Origin of the sequence: Thermomonas mangrovi, assembly GCF_028201335.1 — a bacterium.
Taxonomy (GTDB): Bacteria; Pseudomonadota; Gammaproteobacteria; order Xanthomonadales; family Xanthomonadaceae; genus Thermomonas; species Thermomonas mangrovi.
In genome coordinates this window covers 230,372-247,162 of record NZ_JAPEVV010000001.1, presented here as the reverse complement: position 1 = coordinate 247,162, position 16,791 = coordinate 230,372, and the positions used below count along the sequence as shown (strand labels likewise).

Below are 16,791 nucleotides of genomic sequence, written 5' to 3'. Positions count from 1 at the left end.
CCTAGCCATGGGCAGCCTGCATCGATGCGTGGAAGCGCTCGGCGCGGGCGAGGTCCTCGGGCGTGTCGACGCCGGGCGGGAACGGCGACGGCGCCAGCGCCACCGCGATCCGCCATCCCGCTTCCAGCGCGCGCAACTGTTCCAGCGCCTCGAGTTGTTCCAGCCGGCCCGCCGGCAACCCGGCGAACGCGCGCAGCGCCGCGACCCGGTAGCCGTAGAGGCCGATGTGCCGCAACCATTCGCCCGGCGGCAGCGTCCCGCGGTCGCGGGCGAACGCATCGCGCGGCCATGGCACCGGGGCCCGGCTGAAGTAGAGCGCATCGCCATTGGCGGCACGCACCACCTTCACCGCATTCGGGTCCAGCAGCGTCTCCACTGCGTCGATCGGCGTGCACAGGGTGGCGATGCCGGCGCCGCTGTCGGCCACCGTGCGCGCCACGCAGGCGATGCCGTCGGCCGGGGCGAAGGGTTCGTCGCCCTGCAGGTTGACCACGATGGCATCGTCGGCCCAGCCGGCGATCGCCGCGCATTCGGCCAGGCGGTCGGTGCCCGAGGCGTGCCCGGACGAGGTCATCGCGACCTGCACCCCGCGCCCGTGCAGGGCGTCGGCGATGCGCTGGTCGTCGGTCGCGACCCAGACCTCGCGCGCACCCGCGGCGAGCGCGCGACGGGCGACGTGCAGGACCATCGGCTCGCCGCCGATCGGCAGCAACGGCTTGCCCGGCAAGCGGGTGGAGGCATGGCGCGCCGGGATGGCGACGACGAATTCGGGAACGGTCATGCCGGCATTATCTACGACGCAGCTTTTGATCTTCCCTCGCCCCTTGCGGGAGAGGGTGCCCGAAGGGCGGGAGAGGGGAATGGGCGTGCGTTCGCCCCTCTCCCGATGCGCTGCGCGCATCGACCTCTCCCACAAGGGGAGAGGTGAAAATCAGGCGCGGCGCGGCAACTTGGCACACAACGCCACCCAGAAGGCCTCGGGCAGCCGCGCATTCGCGGGCACCGCATGCCAGCCCGGCTGCGCGAAGCCCCGGCACTTCACCGCATCCTTCTCGGTCATCAGCACGGGCAACGGACTGCCGAAGGCGAAGTCGCCCGGACCATAGGCGTGGTGGTCGGGGAAGGCATGCGGCACCACCGCGATCCCGGCATCGCGCAGGGTCGCGAAGAAGCGCTCGGGGTCGCCGATGCCGGCGACGGCGTGCACGCGCTGTCCGGCGAACGCCGCCAGCGGCTGCGCACGCCCGCCTTGCAGCGGCATCGCCACCTGCACCTGCAGGCGCATCGGCCATTCGCCGAGGCCGGCCTGCGCCGCGAGCGCATCCTCCGCGACCGCGCCGAGGTTGAGCACGCGGAAGGCGCAGTCGGCGGCGCGCTCCAGCGGCTCGCGCAAGGGGCCGGCCGGCATCAGCAGGCCGTTGCCGTAACGGCGACGGGCGTCCAGCACCTCGATTTCGATGTCGCGCGCCAGCCGATAGTGCTGCAGGCCATCGTCGCAGACCACGATGTCGCAACCCGCGTCGCGCAGCGCGCGCGCGGCCGCAACCCGGTCGCGGTCCACCCGCACGCGTGCGCCGGTGCGGGTGGCGATCAACAGGGGCTCGTCGCCGGCCAGCGCGGGAGCGTCGCCCGATGCCACCCAACGCGCGATGCCGGCGTCTTCGCGGCCATGCCCGCGGCTGGCGACGCCCGGCGTCCAGCCCGCCGCACGCAGCCGCTCGACCAAGGCGATCACCAGCGGCGTCTTGCCGCTGCCCCCGGCGACGAGGTTGCCGACCACGAGCACCGGCACCCCCGGGTGCACGCGCTTCCGCCACCCCCGCCTGTACGCACTGCGCCGCAGCGCGACGAGCGCGCCATACACACCCGCGACGAGGCGCGCGTGCCAGGGCGGCGGGCTCCCGTCGTACCACCAGGCCGGCGGCCCCGCGGGCCGGCGTGCCTGGCTCATGGCGCGTCCCGGAATTGCATCGCATGCAGGTGGGCGTACACCCCGCCGCGCGCCAGCAAGTCCGCGTGCGTGCCCTGCTCCACCAGGCGGCCGGCCTCGAGCACCAGCACCTGGTCGGCGTGTTCGATGGTCGACAGGCGATGCGCGATCACCAGCGTGGTGCGATCGGGGATCAGCTTCGCCAACGCGTCCTGCACCAGCCGCTCGGAGGCGTTGTCGAGCGCGGCGGTGGCCTCGTCGAGGACCAGGATCGGGGCGTCCTTGAGCATGGCGCGGGCGATCGCCAGGCGCTGCCGCTGGCCGCCCGAGAGCTTGCCGCCCTTGGCGCCGATGTGCGCCTCCAGCTGGCCGGGCAGGCGCTGCACGAACTCCATGGCATTGGCATCGCGGACCGCGGCCTGGATGCGCTCGGGATCGGCGCGCTCCAACTCGCCGTAGGCGACATTGCCGGCGACGCTGCCGTCGAACAGCATCACCTGCTGGCCGACCATGGCGACCTGCCGGCGCAGGTCGGCGAGCGGGTAATCCGCAAGCGGCAGGCCGTCGAGCAGCACCTCGCCCGCCGCGGGTTCGTAGAAGCGCGGGATCAGCTTGGCCAGGGTCGACTTGCCGCTGCCGGAGCGGCCGACGATCGCGGTGACCGTGCCGGGCCGCGCGACGAAGCTGACGTCGTGCAGGGCCAGCCCCTCGCTGCCCTCGTAGCGCGCATCGACATGGCGGAACTCGAGCAGGCCGCGGGCGCGCGCCAGCGGTTGCGTGCCGGCATCCCGCTCCGGCGCGGCGTCGAGCACCGAGAACACCCGCTCCGCCGAACTGATGCCCCGTTGCAGCATGCTCTGCACGTTCGTCAGCTGGCGCAGCGACGGCACCAGGCTGACCATCGCGGTCATCAGGGTCATGAAGTCGCCGGCGGTGAGCCGCCCCTTCGCGGCCTCCAGCCCGGCCACCACCAGCATCACCGCCACGCCCAGCGCGCCGAGCACCTGCACCAGCATCGACAGCGTGCCGCGCGTGACCTCGATCTTCAGCGCCAGCCGCAGGTTCTGCAGCGTCTGCGCGCCGTAGCGGCCCATCTCGGCGTCCTGCGCGCCGTACGCCTTGACGTCCTGCTGCGCGTTGAGCGCCTGGTCCGCGGTCTGCAGCATCTGCGCCGCCGACTCCTGGATCGCGTGGTTGAGCCGGCGGTAGCGCTTGCCCACCTTGCCCATCATCCACGCCATCGCCGGCGCCAGCAGCAACAGCACCAGCGACACCCGCCAACTGGTCCAGACCATGATCCCGAGGGTGGCGACGATCCCGAGGACGTTGCTGACCATCACCTTGAGCGCGTCGACCGCGGCCTGCGCGACCTGCTCGCTGTCGGCGCCGAGGCGGGTCAGCATCGACGGTACCGGCTCGGCGTCGAAGCGCGCCCCCGGCAGGCGCAAGTACTGCGCCATCAGTTGCAGCCGCAGGTCGCGGGCGACCCCGCGACCGGAACGCGCGATGGCGTAGTCGGCCACCAGCCCGAACAGTCCGCGCGCCAGCAGCAGCAGGACCAGCCCGCCCGGCAGCCAGTAGCTGAAGGCATGGCGCACGAAGATGTCGTCGACGATCGGGCCCAGCAGCTTGAGGGTGCCGGCGCTCGCCGCCGCCTCCAGCGCCATCGCCAGGATCCCGATCGCGATCAGGCCGCGGTAGGGGCGTGCATACCGGCGCAGTCGGCGGTAGGTGGCCTGGGTGGCGTCCTCGCTCACTTCGGCGCGGCCCCCGTTGTGGCCGGCTCCGGCGCGGTGGCGATGGCGATCCGGCGGAACCCGAGTTGCCCCAGCGCATCCAGCGCGGTCACCACCGCCTGGTGCGGCGTGCGGGCATCGGCGCGCAGCAGCACCGGGCGGTCGCGATCATCGCCGGCGACCTCGCGCAATGTCGCCTTCAGCGATTCCACGTCGGTGCGCAGCGCCTCGCGGTCGCCCACGAAGTAGCGTCCCTGCGCGTTCACCAGCAGGCTCAGCGCCTTGGACGGCGCCTCCGCGGGCTGTCCATCGGCGCGCGGCAACTCGAGTTTCAGCACCGAGCGCGCATCGAAGGTCGTGGTCACCACGAAGAAGATCAGCAGGCACAGCAGCACGTCGATCAACGGCACCAGGTTGATCTCGGGGATGTCGTCCTGGCGGAAGTCCTGGATCCGCATGCCGCGGCCTCAGCCCTTGCGCGCCTGCGTGGCGGCCGGATGGGCGTCGAGCACGTCGAGCAGGCGGATCGCCTCGTGCTCCATGTCCACGATGGTGGCGGCGATGCGCCCGCGGAAATAGCGATGGAACGCAAGCGCCGGGATCGCCACCACCATGCCGGTGGCGGTGCAGATCAGCGCCTTGCCGATGCCGCCGGCGAGCTGGTTGGCATCGCCGATGCCGTGGTCGAGGATGCCGAGGAACATCTCGATCATGCCGACCACGGTGCCGAACAGGCCCAGCAGCGGGCCCGCGGCGGCGATCGTGCCCAAGGTGTTGAGGTAGCGCTCCATCCGGTGCACCAGGTGGCGACCGACGTCCTCCACGCGCTCGCGGATGACTTCGCGGCCGCGCATGCGGACGTCCAGCTCGGCGGCGAGCAACGCGCCCAGCGGCGAGGTCGAGCGCAGCGAATCGATGTGCGCGGGTTCCAGCGGCTTGCCGCGCGCCACCCAGGCGCGCACCTCGTCGCCCAGGCCCGGCGGCATCACCCGGTCCCGCCGCAGGCTCCAGAAGCGCTCCACGATGATGCCCAGGGCGACCGCCGACAGCAGCAGCAAGGGAATCATCGGCCATCCGCCGGCCCGGACCAGTTCCAGCACGCGTCGATCCTCCGGCCCTCATGGCCGCTGCGTTTCCGCCGCGTAGCATAGCCCAGCCGTTCCGTGGCGACGGCGCGCGGCGTCCCACAACCGCGCATGCGCCATCCGCCGCTCCTCGACCTGCAGGCCGCGCGCGCCCAGCCAGATGCGCAGCGCGCCGCTGCGCGAGGTGTCCAGCAACTCGGCGCCGGCCTCGCACCAGCGACGCACCACGTCGCGGCGCGGATGGCCGAACCGGTTGCCGGCGCCGGAGGACACCACCGCCAGCCGCGCGCCCGTCGCCGCGACGAAGCCAGGATCCGACGATCCCGCGCTGCCGTGGTGCGGGACCAGCACCACCTCGCTGCGCAGGCGGGCGCGGTCGCGCGCCGCCAGCGCACGCTCGGCGTAGTGGCCGATGTCGCCTGCCAGCAACACGGCGCCATGTGCACCGACGACGCGCAGGACGCAGCTTGCTTCGTTGCCGAGGTAAGGGAAGTCCGCGCCGGGGTGCAGCACCTCCACGCGCACGCCATCCCACTGCCAGGACATCCCCGCATGGCAGGCCTGCAACCCAGGCACTGGACTGCCCGCCGGCGCCAGCACGGCGGCGACCGGCAACGCGCGCGCCACCGCCGTCCACCCGCCGGCATGGTCGTTGTCGCCATGGCTGAGCACCACCGCGTCCAGCCGCCGCACGCCGAGGGCGCGCAAGGTCGGCACCACCGCGCGTTCGCCGGCATCGAAGCCATCGGCTTCGGCCGGGCCGGTGTCGTACAAGAGGGCGTGGGTGGCGGTGCGGACGAGGACGGACAGGCCCTGCCCCACGTCGACCACGACCACGTCGACCTCGCCCGGCCGAGGCACTCCCCGATCCGGCCACAGCAGCGGCAGCCACAGGCACAAGGCCAAGGCCTTCCCGGGGACGCCGCGCGGCAGCAGCAGCCAGAACGCCCCCAGCAGCGCCAGCGGCAAGGCAAACCAGCGCGGTTCCGGCAACCAGGCCATCGCCAGCGGTCCGTCGGCGATCCATGCCAGCCCGGGCCACAGCAGGTCGAACGTCCAGGCAGCGGCCTGCCACACCCCGTTGCCCCATCCCGCATGCAGCGTGTCCAGCAGCAAGCCCAGCAAGCCCAACGGGATCACCACCAGGCTCCACCAGGGGACCGCCGCGATATTCGCCAGCGGGCCGGCGAACGAGGCCTGCCCGAACAGCACCACGGTCAGCGGCAACAGGCCGATGGTCGCGACCACCTGCGCGCCGACAAAGCCATGCACCAGCGCCCAGCCGCGCGGCCCCTGGTCCGCAGGCAGGCACCACAGCAACCACGCGACCCCGGCGAAACTCAGCCAGAAGCCCGCCCCCAGCACCGCCAGCGGGTCGAGCAGCAGGACCAGGATGCAGCCCAGCGCCAGCGTGTCGACCAGCCGCTGGCGACGCCGCAACCAGCGGGCGGCGACCAGCACCGCGATCATCACCGCCGTACGCAGTGTCGGCAGCGCGAAGCCGGTGACCGCCGCATACGCGAAGGCACCCAGCACCGCACCCAGGCCGGCCCCGAATGGTCGCGGCAGCCACCACGCCAGGCGCGGCAGGCACCACCAGATCCCGGCCATCACCAACGCGAAGAAGCCGGCAACCAGGCCCACGTGGAAGCCCGAGATCGCGATCAGATGGGTCAGGCCCGCCGCGCGCAAGCGCGCCCAGTCGGTGTCGTCCAGCCCGCGGGTATCGCCCAGCACCAGCGCCCGGATGAAGCGTGCGCTGTCGCGATGGATCGCCGCATCGATGCGCCCGCTCATGCGTTCGCGCCAGCCGGCAATGCCGTCCGGCGGCGCCAGGCGTTGCGCCAACGCGGGCTCCAGCACGTATCCCGTCGCCACCAGCCGGGACGCGAGCGCATATTTCTCGCCATCGCCGGCGCCCGGGTTGCGCAAGGCCTGCGGTGGCCGCAATTGCACCGGCAGCCGCCAGCGACTGCCTGCCACGAGGGCGCGGCGCGCCACCGGATCGTCTTCGTACCAGGCCAAGCGCAAGCGTCGCCCGCGCAGCGACTCGGGTTGGCCGGTCGCAGCGTCCACCTGGAACTCGAACCGGGTGCGGCGTGCCTCGTGCAACGGCAGGTCGACGATGCGGCCTTCGACGATCAGCGGCCGCCGCTCCAGCGTGCGCGGCAATTGCGCCTGCAGTACCGAGGTTGCATGCAGCGCGGTGAAACCGATGCCTGCCAGCACGATGCCGGCCAGCCGTGCGAAGCCCGGCCGCACGGCCAGCGGCAGGCCGATCGCCAGCAGGCACAGGGCGAGCGGGATCGGCATGGCGACCGGCAAGGCAAGGCTGGCGCACACGCCGGCCAGCAAGGCGAGCGCCGCGGCGGGACCGAACAGCGGCATGGCGGCAGGCATCGATGCAGCCTGCCGATCGGTCGCGCGCCGCGGGATCGGGCGCAGCCGCGCCCGTGGGTCAGGCTTTTCCGGTCACCCCATGACCGCCGGGCGCAGGCGCCCTTCGTGCAGCTCCAGTACCCGGTCCAGGCGTGCAGCAAGGCGGCGGTCGTGGGTGACCAGCACCAGGCTGGTACCCTGCGCGCGATTGAGGTCCAGCATCAGCGCGAACACGTTCGCCGCGGTCTTTTCGTCGAGGTTGCCGGTCGGCTCGTCGCCCAGCACGCAGGCCGGCTGGTTGACCAGTGCGCGCGCCACCGCGGTGCGCTGGCGTTCGCCGCCCGACAGTTCGCCCGGCTTGTGCTGCAGGCGATGGCCCAGACCGACCGATTCGAGCAACGCCTGCGCGCGCGATTGCGCCACCTCGATCGCCTGCCCGGCCAGCAGCACCGGCATCATCACGTTCTCGAGCGCGGTGAACTCCGGCAGCAAGTGGTGGAACTGGTACACGAAGCCCAGCGCGCGGTTGCGCAGGCGTCCGCGCTCGGCGTCGGACAACGCGCTCATCCGATGGCCGGCGACGAAGACCTCACCCGCGGTGGGCACGTCCAGGCCGCCCAGCAGGTGCAGCAGGGTGCTCTTGCCCGCGCCCGACGCGCCGAGGATGGCGACGGTCTCGCCCGCGGCCACCCGGAACTCCAGCCCGTCGAACACCGGCGTGCGCAGCGAGCCTTCCGCGTAGGTCTTGCCGAGTCGCTCGGCGCGGATCACGTCGTCCATGGCCTCACTCATAGCGCAGTGCCTCCGCGGGTGCGGTGCGTGCCGCGCGCCAGGCCGGGTACAGGGTGGCGACGAAGGCCATCGCCAGCGCCACGCAGGCGATGGTGGCGACATCGTGTGCCTGCAGGTCGGTCGGCAGGCCGGTGATGTAGTAGACATCCTCCGGCAGCAACTGGACCCCGAGCACCGCCTCGATCCCGCGCAGGATGGCATCCAGGTTGAGGGTGAGCAGGATCCCGCCGACCACGCCGGCCACGGTGCCGATGATGCCGATCAGGCTGCCCTGCACCATGAACACCTGCATCACCTGGCGCGGGGTCAGGCCAAGGGTGCGCAGGATGGCGATGTCGGCCTGCTTGTCGGTGACCAGCATCACCTGTGAGGACACCAGGTTGAACGCGCCCATCGCGATGATCAGCGACAGCAGGATCGCCATCACCGTCTTCTCCATCTTCAGCGCACGGAACAGGTTGGCGTTGTCCTGGCTCCAGTCGGTCACGCGGAACGGGCCGCGCAGCTTCAGCGCGAGGTCGCGCCCGACTTCGAAGGCCTGGTCCATGTCGTGCATCTTCAGGCGCACGCCGGTCACCCCGTCGCCCATCCGCAACAGGCGCTGCAGGTCGGCCAGGGCGACCACCGCCAGCCCCTTGTCGAATTCGTTGTAGCCGGCCTCGAAGATGCCGCTCACCCGGAACCGCTTCATCGTGCCCATGCCGCCGCCCACCGGGGTGCTGCGGAAATCGGCCAGGGTGACCACCACGTCGTCGCCGACGCCGACGCCCAGCCACATCGCCAGCTCGCGGCCCAGCACGATGTTGAAGCGCCCGGGCGCCAGCTCGGACAGCTTGCCCTGCACCATCTTGTCGCCGAGCACCGAGACCTTGCCCTCCTCGGCGGGCACGACGCCGCGCAGCATCGCCGGCTGGTTGTTGCTGCCGGAGAGCAGGGCCTCCTTCTCGATGTAGGGCGCGGCGCCGGCGATGCGCTTGTCCTGCATCGCCACGTCCACCGCGTGCCGCCAATCCTGCAGGGGCTCGCCATAGCCGCTGACCGTGGCATGCGCGGCCATCTGCAGCATGCGGTCGCGGATCTCGCGCTGGAAACCGCTCATCACCGCCAGCGTGGTGATCAGCGCGGTCACCCCCAGCGCGATGCCGAGGATGGAGGCCAGCGAGATGAAGGAAATGAAGCCGTTGCGGCGTTTCGCGCGCAGGTAGCGCAGGCCGATGGCGACGGGGACCGGTTTGAACATGGAACTCCTTGGGGATGCCCGCCACGCGGCAGCGTGCGCCGGATGCGCCTGCGCGCGGCCCGCACAGTCTACGGGGCCTTGCGTGAGTGCTGGCGTCGACGGCGCTCATCCTGCCATCGGGTCTCCCGTCGCGGCGGATTCGCGTCGCTGCAGCGCCAGCTTCAGTTCACGTCGGCCGGCTGCATCGAGCACGTCCGGCCCCAGCGCATGCCGGCACCATCGCCCGTTGCCGCCGCGCCAGGCCACGAAGGCCAGCGGTCCCCGCCAGGACACGCGCAGGCCGGGCATGGACATGCCATCGCAGGTGGGCTGGCCACGCCCCGGCGGGATGATCCAGCGCATCGAAGGCTGCCGCCGGTGGCGGCGCGCCAGGACGATGCCGTGCAGGCCGGCAGCCAAGGCGAGCGGCCAGGCCCAGGATGCAGGCAGGTCGCTCGCCAGCACCGCGCACGGGGTCAGCAATGCCAGCGTCCACAGGGCACCGCCCAGCCAGGCCGATGGCCGCCAGCGAATACGGCAAGGCAGGTCAGGGATGGCGGATGCGTTCGACGAGCGCCGCGGTTTCGACATCGGGGGGACTCTCGTGGCCGAGGAACCAGCGCCAGAGTGTGTCGTCCTCGGTGTCCAGCAGGCGCAGGAAGACCTCGCGCTCGCGGGTCGGACTTTGCCGCCATGCCTGGTCGAGCCAGCGCTCGAGCAGTTGGTCCAGCTCGCGCATCCCGCGCCGGCAACGCCAGCGCAGCTTGCGGAGCTCGACCTCGTCGTCGTTCATGGGTCAGGCGCGACGCGCCAGCATCAGCTTCTTGATCTCGGCGATCGCCTTGGCCGGGTTGAGCCCCTTCGGGCAGGTCCGGGCGCAATTCATGATCGTGTGGCAGCGGTAGAGCTTGAACGGATCCTCGAGGTCGTCCAGCCGCGCGCCGGTGTCCTCGTCGCGGCTGTCGACGATCCAGCGGTAGGCCTGCAACAGGATCGCCGGGCCGAGGTAGCGTTCGCCGTTCCACCAGTAGCTCGGGCAGGACGTGCTGCAGCACGCGCACAGGATGCATTCGTACAGGCCGTCCAGCTTGGCGCGGTCGTCCTTCGACTGCAGGCGCTCGCGGCTGGGCGCAACCGTCTGCGTGCGCAGCCACGGGCGGATGCTCGCGTACTGCGCGTAGAAATGGGTCAGGTCGGGCACGAGGTCCTTGACCACCGACATGTGCGGCAGCGGGTAGATCGGCACCTCGCCGTTGCCCTTGCCGCAGTCGTCGATCGCCTTGGTGCATGCCAGCGTGTTGGTGCCGTCGATGTTCATCGCGCACGAGCCGCAGATGCCCTCGCGGCAGGAGCGGCGGAAGGTCAGCGTCGGGTCGATCTCGTTCTTGATCTTGATCAGCGCGTCGAGGACCATCGGCCCGCAGGTCGCGAGGTCGACGTCGTAGGTGTCCACGCGCGGGTTCAACCCGTCGTCCGGGTTCCAGCGGTAGACCTTGAAGGTGCGCGGCTGCTTCGCGCCGGCCGGCGCCGGGAAGTGCTTGCCCTTCTGGATGACGGAGTTCTTCGGGAGGGTGAATTCGGCCATGGTCGTGGTCTCTCCCGCTCAATAGACGCGCGGCTTCGGCGGCACGACGTCGACGTCGCCGCTGAGCGTGTACATGTGCACCGGGCGGTAGTCGATGCGGGTGTTGCCCGCATCGTCCACCCAGCACACGCTGTGCTTGTGCCAGTTGGCGTCGTCGCGCTCCGGGTAGTCCTCGCGCGCGTGGGCGCCGCGGGACTCGGTGCGGTTCTCGGCCGAGACGATCGTGGTCAGTGCCTGGCCCAGCAGGTTCTGCAACTCCAGGGTCTCGACCAGGTCCGAGTTCCACACCAGCGAACGGTCGGAGACGTGGACGTCGGCGAAGCTGGCGTGGATGTCGCGGATCGCCTTGACGCCCTCGGCCAGGGTCTCGCCGGTGCGGAACACCGCCGCGTCCTTCTGCATCGCCCGCTGCATGTTGCTGCGGATCACCGCGGTGGGGGTGCCGCCGTGCGCGTTGCGCAGCTTGTCTAGGTTGGCCAGCGCCTTGTCGCAGGCGTCCGCCGGCAGGGTCTTGTGGGTCGCGCCGGGGGTGATCGTCTCCGCGCAGCGGTTGGCCACCGCGCGCCCGAACACCACCAGGTCGAGCAGCGAGTTGGAGCCGAGGCGGTTGGCGCCGTGCACGGACACGCAGGCCGCCTCGCCGATGGCGTACAGGCCCGGCACCACCGCGTCGGGATCGCCATTGCGCAACTGCACGACCTCGCCGTGGTAGTTGGTCGGGATGCCGCCCATGTTGTAGTGCACGGTCGGAATCACCGGGATCGGCTGCTTCTCGACGTCGACGCCGGCGAAGATGCGCGCGCTCTCGGCGATGCCCGGCAGCTTCTCGTGGATGTCCTTGGGGTCGAGGTGGGTGAGGTCGAGGAAGATGTGGTCCTTGTGCTCGCCCACGCCGCGGCCTTCGCGGATCTCGATGGTCATCGAGCGGCTGACCACGTCGCGCGAGGCGAGGTCCTTGGCGTTCGGCGCGTAACGCTCCATGAAGCGCTCGCCGTTGCTGTTGCGCAGGATGCCGCCTTCGCCGCGCACGCCCTCGGTGATCAGGCAGCCGGCGCCGTAGATGCCGGTCGGGTGGAACTGCACGAACTCCATGTCCTGCAGGCCGAGCCCCGCGCGCAGCGCCATGCCGCCGCCGTCGCCGGTGCAGGTATGCGCCGAGGTCGCGGAGAAGTAGGCGCGGCCGTAGCCGCCGGTGGCCAGCACCACGCCCTGGGCACGGAACAGGTGCAGCGTGCCCTCGGCCATGTCGAGGGCCAGCACGCCGCGGCAGGCGCCCTCCTCGTCCATGATCAGGTCGAGCGCGAAGTACTCGATGAAGAACTGCGCGTCGTGCGCCAGCGACTGCTGGTACAGGGTGTGCAGGATCGCGTGGCCGGTGCGGTCGGCGGCGGCGCAGGTGCGCTGCGCGATGCCCTGGCCGTAATGCGTGGTCATGCCGCCGAACGGACGCTGGTAGATCTTGCCGTCCTCGGTGCGGCTGAAGGGCACGCCCTGGTGCTCGAGTTCGATGATCGCCGGGATGGCCTCGCGGCACATGTACTCGATCGCGTCCTGGTCGCCCAGCCAGTCCGAGCCCTTGATGGTGTCGTAGAAGTGGAAGCGCCAGTCGTCCTCGCCCATGTTGCCGAGCGCGGCCGAGATGCCGCCCTGCGCGGCCACGGTATGGCTGCGGGTCGGGAAGACCTTGGTGATGCAGGCCGTCTTCAGGCCCTTCTGGGCCAGGCCGAAGGTGGCGCGCAGGCCGGCGCCGCCGGCACCGACCACCAGCATGTCGAACTTGTGTTCCTCGATCCTGTATGCGGACACGTGCTCAGACTCCCAGGGTGGCGATGCGCAGCACCGCCAGCACGCCGGCGATGGCCGCCAGCGCGCAGACGAAGATGTTGGCGAGATGCGCGATGCCGGCCAGCAGCGGCGCGTGGATGTAGTCCTCGATGATCACCTGCAGCCCCAGCTTGGCGTGCCAGAACGCGGCGACGACGAAGGCCAGCAGCACGCTGGCGTTGAACGGATCGGACACGATGGCCCGCGCGAAATCGTAGTCAGCGCCGGACAGGCCGATCAGCAGGCCGAGCAGGTAGATCCCGGCCAGGACCAGCGCGATCGCGGTCACCCGCTGCCACAGGAAATGGCTGGTGCCGTCCTTCGCCGAGCCCAGGCCGCGCGCGCGCTTGAGCGGCGTCCGCAAATCCCTTCCGATTCCGCTCATGCCTGCCCCCAACGCGCCAGGACCACCACCCACGCGAGCACGACCAGGACCACGCTGCCGATCACCGAGATCCAGCTGCTGCGGATGAAGTCGGGGATCGCGAACCCATGCCCCGCGTCCTGCACCAGGTGCCGGATGCCGTTGATCAGGTGGTAGGCCAGGGCCCAGGTGAACCCGAACAGGACCACCTTGCCGAGCGGGGATCCCACGCAGGCGACGAATTCGGTCCAGGGCCCACGACCGGCGGCCAGGGCGCCCAGGCCCCAGACCATCGCGAGCGCTCCCACCGCGAGGACCATGCCGGTCGCGCGATGGGTGATCGAGGTCATCATCTGCACCTGGCGCTTGTAGACCTGCAGGTGCGGCGACAGCGGGCGTTCGCGGACCCGCGGCGACGCGGGCGAATCAGGAGCAGCCATGGCGGGTACGCTCTCCGGGCTGGGCGGCGGGGGCCGCGAGGCGGTGGCTCAGAAGTCGATGCATCGGCCGTTCTTTTCCCAGTCCCCGTAGCGCGTGGGCTCGGGACCGTCCCGGCCGCCGACCTCGGCGGGGCACGGGGACGCCTTCGGCGCTCCGTCGGCCGGCGTCCCGGCAGGCGGGACCTGGGCGTCTTCGGGCGCTGGGGCGGGAGTGGCTTGGCCTATCATCGACGCGTTCACAACCCCGCAAGTTTACGACCCGCCCCCGATGCCCGACAACCCGCAACCCGCGCCAGGCCACGAATTCGCCCTGCCCGGCCATGCCGTCCTCGCCATCGCCGGGCGCGATGCGGTGGCGTTCGCGCAGGCGCAATGCATGAACGACGTCGCCGCGCTGGGCGATGGCCAGTGGCAGTGGAACGGCTGGCTCACGCCCAAGGGCCGGGTCGTCGCGCTGTTCGCCCTGCTGCGGCACGACGCCGATACGCTGTGGATGCTGCTGCCGGATGCATCCGCCGCCACCCTCGCCGCCGACCTGCAACGCTTCGTGTTCCGCAGCAAGGTGACGCTGACGCCGCTGGACATGCCGGTGGCGGGTCGCTTCGGCGCGCCCCGGCAAGCACAAGGCATTACGTTCGCCAAGGCAGGGGACGGCGGGGTCGAACTCGACATGGGGGGCGATGGCGGGCCGCGCACCCTGCGGATCGGCCCGATGCCGGCATCGATCGATGCCGATGCCCTCGCCTGCTGGAATGTCGCCGACCTGGCGCATGGCCTGCCCCGGCTGGACGCCGAACAATCGTCGCAATGGACGCCGCAGCAGCTCTCGCTCGAACGCCTGCGGGCCTTCAGCGTGAAGAAGGGCTGCTATCCCGGCCAGGAGATCGTCGCGCGCACCCACTTCCTCGGCCAGGCCAAGCGCGGGCTGGCCCTGTTCGACGCCACCCCTGCGCCGGCAGCCGGCAGCGATGTGGTCGCAGGCGGACGCGACATCGGCACGGTGGTGTCGGCGGCCTCAGGCGCGTGCCTGGCGGTGCTCCCGCTGGAACGCGAACCCGGGCCGCTGCAGGCCGAAGGCATCGCCCTGCACGACCGCCCACTGCTCGGCGGGCTGGCGCGCTGATCAGCCCGCCAGCGCGTCGGCCGCGGCGACGATGTCCTCGTCCTTCGGGATCACCAGGAACGCCGCACCGGCCAGCGGCGTATAGGTGTCCGCGCCGACCACGCGCCTGATCGGCTTGCCGCCGAAGCCCGCCTCGGTGATCGCGGTGATCACGCCCTCGCCGATGCCGGCGCTGAAGCGGCCTTCGTCGACCACCAGGATGCGGTCGCAGCCGCCCGCATGCTTGGCGATGGCCGCATGGTTGAGCGGCACCAGCCAGCGCAGGTCGACCACGCGCACCTTCCAGCCATGCTTGCGCTCGATTTCGCGCGCGGCACGCAGGCTCATCGGCATGCCGTTGCCAAAGCTGAAGATCACGCAGTCGGTGGCATCCGGGTTGTAGACGCGCTCCTCGCCCGGCACCAGCGCCTGCTCTGGCGCCGGGTACTCGGTCAGCCACTGGCCGTCGCCGGCCTCGTACAGGTCCTTGGTCATGTACAGCGCGATGGGTTCGAGGAAGGCGGTGACGCGGCCGTCCACCTTGGCCAGCGCCGCCAGCGTGCGCAGCATCATCGCGGCATCGTCGCCGCGCGACGGGCAGCCGACCACCAGGCCCGGGATGTCGCGCAGCGCGGTCACCGAGTTGTCGTTGTGGAAGTGCCCGCCGAAGCCGCGCTGGTAGCCGAGGCCGGCAATGCGCACGACCATCGGGTTGCGGAACTGGTCGTTGCTGAAGAACTGCAGCGAGCAAGCCTCGCCGCGCAGCTGGTCGATGGCGTTGTGCAGGTAGGCCAGGTACTGGATCTCGGGGATCGGCAGCATGCCCATGTTGGCGAAGCCCTGGGCCATGCCCAGGATCATGGTTTCGTCGAGCAGCGTGTTGAACACGCGCTTGTTGCCGAACGCCTTGTGCAGGCCCTTGGTGACCGTGTACACGCCGCCCTTCTGCGCCACGTCCTCGCCGAACAGCAGCGTCTCCGGGTACTTGGCGAACAGGTCGTGCAGGGCCTGGTTGATCTGGATGACCAGGTGCTTCGGCACCTGCTGCTCGGGCAGCTTGTCCTCGCCGCCGAAGGCCTTGATGCGGGCTTCATGCGATGGCGCGCGGGTGGCCTCGGCCATCACCTTGTCCGGCGTGTACGGCGCCAGCGGTCGCATCACGTGCGCCAGCGTCTCGATGCGCGGGCGGCGATCCGCGTCCTCGGCGGCGGCGAAGCACTTGCGGCGGGTGTCCTCGTACTGGGCGAGGACCTCGTCCTTCGTCATCGCCCCGGACTCCAGCGCGATCGCGGCCGAACGCAGCAACGGATCGCCCGCCTCCACCGCGCACAGCTCCTCGATGCTGCGCCACTCGATCTCGAAGTCGGTGCCGGCGTGGCCCATGATCCGCTGGGTGCGCAGGTGCAGGAAGGTCGGGCGGCGCGTGCGGCGGCAGTGTTCGGCCGCGCGCAGCACGTCGCCGTAGCCGCTGGCCAGGTCGAGGCCGTCGGCGAAGAAATAGTCGAGGTCGGGGCGGTTGCGGAAGCTCTCGCCGATCCAGCCGGTCGGCGTCTTCACCGAGATGCCGATGCCGTTGTCCTCGCACACGTACAGCACCGGCGCCGGCAGCTTCTGGTAAGCGGTCCACGACGCGGCGTTGAACGCCGTCTGCGCGGTCGCGTGGTTGGCCGAGGCGTCGCCGAACGAGCAGATCGCGATCGAATCGTCGGGGATCGGCAGGCCGACGCCGAGGCGCTTGCCGGCTTCGATCGCCACCGCGGTGCCCAGCGCCTTCGGCAGGTGCGAGGCGATGGTCGAGGTCTGCGGCAACACCCACAACGGCTTGCTGCCCCACACCTTGTGGCGCCCGCCGCTGGCCGGGTCCTCCGCGCTGGCGGCGAAGCTCAGCGCCGAATCCATGATCGGATCCATGCCCGGCAGCTTGCGGAAGCGCTCGGCCATGAAGCCGCCGCTGCGGTAGTGGAGGAACGCCGGGTCGGTGTGGCGGGTCGCGCGCGCGACCATCGCGTTGCCTTCGTGGCCACTGGAGCCGATGGTGTAGAAGACCTTGTTCTGCACCCGCAGCACGCGCGCCATCAGGTCAAGGTGGCGCGAAATCAGCTGCGATTCGAACAGCTCGCGGAAGCCCCGGGCATCCAGCGCGCTGCCGTCGAGGATGGCCTCGCCAGGTGCCGGCTTCGGCAGCGACTCGCCCTGCCAGTCGCGCACGAAGGCCTGGAAGTTGACGTCGCAGATCTCGGCGCGGTTGAGGCCCTTCATGCGGGCCGGGATGGGGTTGGGAACGGTCGCGAACATGCGCTTCTCCCCCTCTCCCGCGTGCGGGAGAGGGCTGGGG

At 71.0% G+C, this 16,791-nt stretch carries 16 protein-coding genes and 1 pseudogene; 1 reads left to right on the top strand and 16 read right to left on the bottom strand.

The genetic code is table 11. The features are described from left to right. Nucleotide 1: 1 nt before the first annotated feature. From kdsB to ON759_RS01170, 15 genes and pseudogenes are all read right to left on the bottom strand, one after another. Complete coding sequence (kdsB, locus tag ON759_RS01240; RefSeq protein ID WP_271678537.1) at nucleotides 2–781, bottom strand: 3-deoxy-manno-octulosonate cytidylyltransferase; 780 nt, start codon at nucleotides 779–781, stop codon at nucleotides 2–4. Between the two features lie 150 nt (nucleotides 782–931). Continuing rightward, a complete protein-coding gene (gene lpxK / locus ON759_RS01235) occupies nucleotides 932–1,951 on the bottom strand; it encodes a tetraacyldisaccharide 4'-kinase (protein WP_271678536.1) in 1,020 nt (339 codons plus the stop codon). After that, nucleotides 1,948–3,687, bottom strand: coding sequence for a lipid A export permease/ATP-binding protein MsbA (gene msbA, locus ON759_RS01230; RefSeq protein ID WP_271678535.1), 1,740 nt, complete (start codon nucleotides 3,685–3,687; stop codon nucleotides 1,948–1,950). The genes lpxK and msbA overlap by 4 nt, the downstream gene beginning before the upstream one ends. Beyond that, nucleotides 3,684–4,124 carry an ExbD/TolR family protein gene (locus ON759_RS01225; RefSeq protein ID WP_271678534.1) on the bottom strand — a complete coding sequence of 147 codons (441 nt, stop codon included), beginning with the start codon at nucleotides 4,122–4,124 and terminating at the stop codon, nucleotides 3,684–3,686. The genes msbA and ON759_RS01225 overlap by 4 nt, the downstream gene beginning before the upstream one ends. A 9-nt stretch (nucleotides 4,125–4,133) precedes the next feature. Then, nucleotides 4,134–4,766, bottom strand: a complete 633-nt coding sequence (locus tag ON759_RS01220) for a MotA/TolQ/ExbB proton channel family protein (RefSeq protein ID WP_271678533.1) — start codon at nucleotides 4,764–4,766, stop codon at nucleotides 4,134–4,136. Then, nucleotides 4,666–7,151, bottom strand: a pseudogene (locus ON759_RS01215) (DNA internalization-related competence protein ComEC/Rec2); the annotation flags it as partial. The gene ON759_RS01220 and the pseudogene ON759_RS01215, both read right to left, overlap by 101 nt. A 72-nt stretch (nucleotides 7,152–7,223) precedes the next feature. Next, nucleotides 7,224–7,910, bottom strand: coding sequence for a lipoprotein-releasing ABC transporter ATP-binding protein LolD (gene lolD / locus ON759_RS01210; protein ID WP_374383752.1), 687 nt, complete (start codon nucleotides 7,908–7,910; stop codon nucleotides 7,224–7,226). Nucleotides 7,911–7,914: 4 nt separating this feature from the next. Continuing rightward, nucleotides 7,915–9,162 (bottom strand): lipoprotein-releasing ABC transporter permease subunit, encoded by a 1,248-nt coding sequence (locus ON759_RS01205; protein ID WP_271678530.1) that lies wholly within the window; start codon nucleotides 9,160–9,162, stop codon nucleotides 7,915–7,917. 105 nt (nucleotides 9,163–9,267) lie between these two features. Next, a complete protein-coding gene (locus tag ON759_RS01200; RefSeq protein ID WP_271678529.1) occupies nucleotides 9,268–9,732 on the bottom strand; it encodes a hypothetical protein in 465 nt (154 codons plus the stop codon). Then, complete coding sequence (locus ON759_RS01195) at nucleotides 9,689–9,934, bottom strand: FAD assembly factor SdhE (RefSeq protein ID WP_271678528.1); 246 nt, start codon at nucleotides 9,932–9,934, stop codon at nucleotides 9,689–9,691. The genes ON759_RS01200 and ON759_RS01195 overlap by 44 nt, the downstream gene beginning before the upstream one ends. Nucleotides 9,935–9,937: 3 nt before the next feature. Next, nucleotides 9,938–10,726 (bottom strand): succinate dehydrogenase iron-sulfur subunit, encoded by a 789-nt coding sequence (locus ON759_RS01190; RefSeq protein WP_271678527.1) that lies wholly within the window; start codon nucleotides 10,724–10,726, stop codon nucleotides 9,938–9,940. An 18-nt stretch (nucleotides 10,727–10,744) separates the two neighbouring features. Beyond that, nucleotides 10,745–12,532 carry a succinate dehydrogenase flavoprotein subunit gene (gene sdhA, locus ON759_RS01185; protein ID WP_271678526.1) on the bottom strand — a complete coding sequence of 596 codons (1,788 nt, stop codon included), beginning with the start codon at nucleotides 12,530–12,532 and terminating at the stop codon, nucleotides 10,745–10,747. Nucleotides 12,533–12,536: 4 nt separating this feature from the next. Further along, nucleotides 12,537–12,935, bottom strand: coding sequence for a succinate dehydrogenase, hydrophobic membrane anchor protein (gene sdhD, locus ON759_RS01180; protein WP_271678525.1), 399 nt, complete (start codon nucleotides 12,933–12,935; stop codon nucleotides 12,537–12,539). After that, a complete protein-coding gene (gene sdhC / locus ON759_RS01175; RefSeq protein ID WP_271678524.1) occupies nucleotides 12,932–13,354 on the bottom strand; it encodes a succinate dehydrogenase, cytochrome b556 subunit in 423 nt (140 codons plus the stop codon). The genes sdhD and sdhC overlap by 4 nt, the downstream gene beginning before the upstream one ends. Nucleotides 13,355–13,402: 48 nt before the next feature. Further along, nucleotides 13,403–13,582, bottom strand: a complete 180-nt coding sequence (locus ON759_RS01170; RefSeq protein ID WP_271679003.1) for a DUF1674 domain-containing protein — start codon at nucleotides 13,580–13,582, stop codon at nucleotides 13,403–13,405. Between the two features lie 40 nt (nucleotides 13,583–13,622). Here ON759_RS01170 and ygfZ point away from each other — a divergent pair, with 40 nt between their 5' ends. Beyond that, on the top strand, nucleotides 13,623–14,477 hold the full coding sequence (gene ygfZ / locus ON759_RS01165; RefSeq protein WP_271678523.1) for a CAF17-like 4Fe-4S cluster assembly/insertion protein YgfZ: 855 nt from the start codon (nucleotides 13,623–13,625) through the stop codon (nucleotides 14,475–14,477). On the opposite strand, the gene ON759_RS01160 is transcribed toward ygfZ, so the two are convergent. Next, nucleotides 14,478–16,751, bottom strand: coding sequence for a thiamine pyrophosphate-dependent enzyme (locus tag ON759_RS01160; protein ID WP_271678522.1), 2,274 nt, complete (start codon nucleotides 16,749–16,751; stop codon nucleotides 14,478–14,480). Between the last annotated feature and the right edge of the window lie 40 nt (nucleotides 16,752–16,791).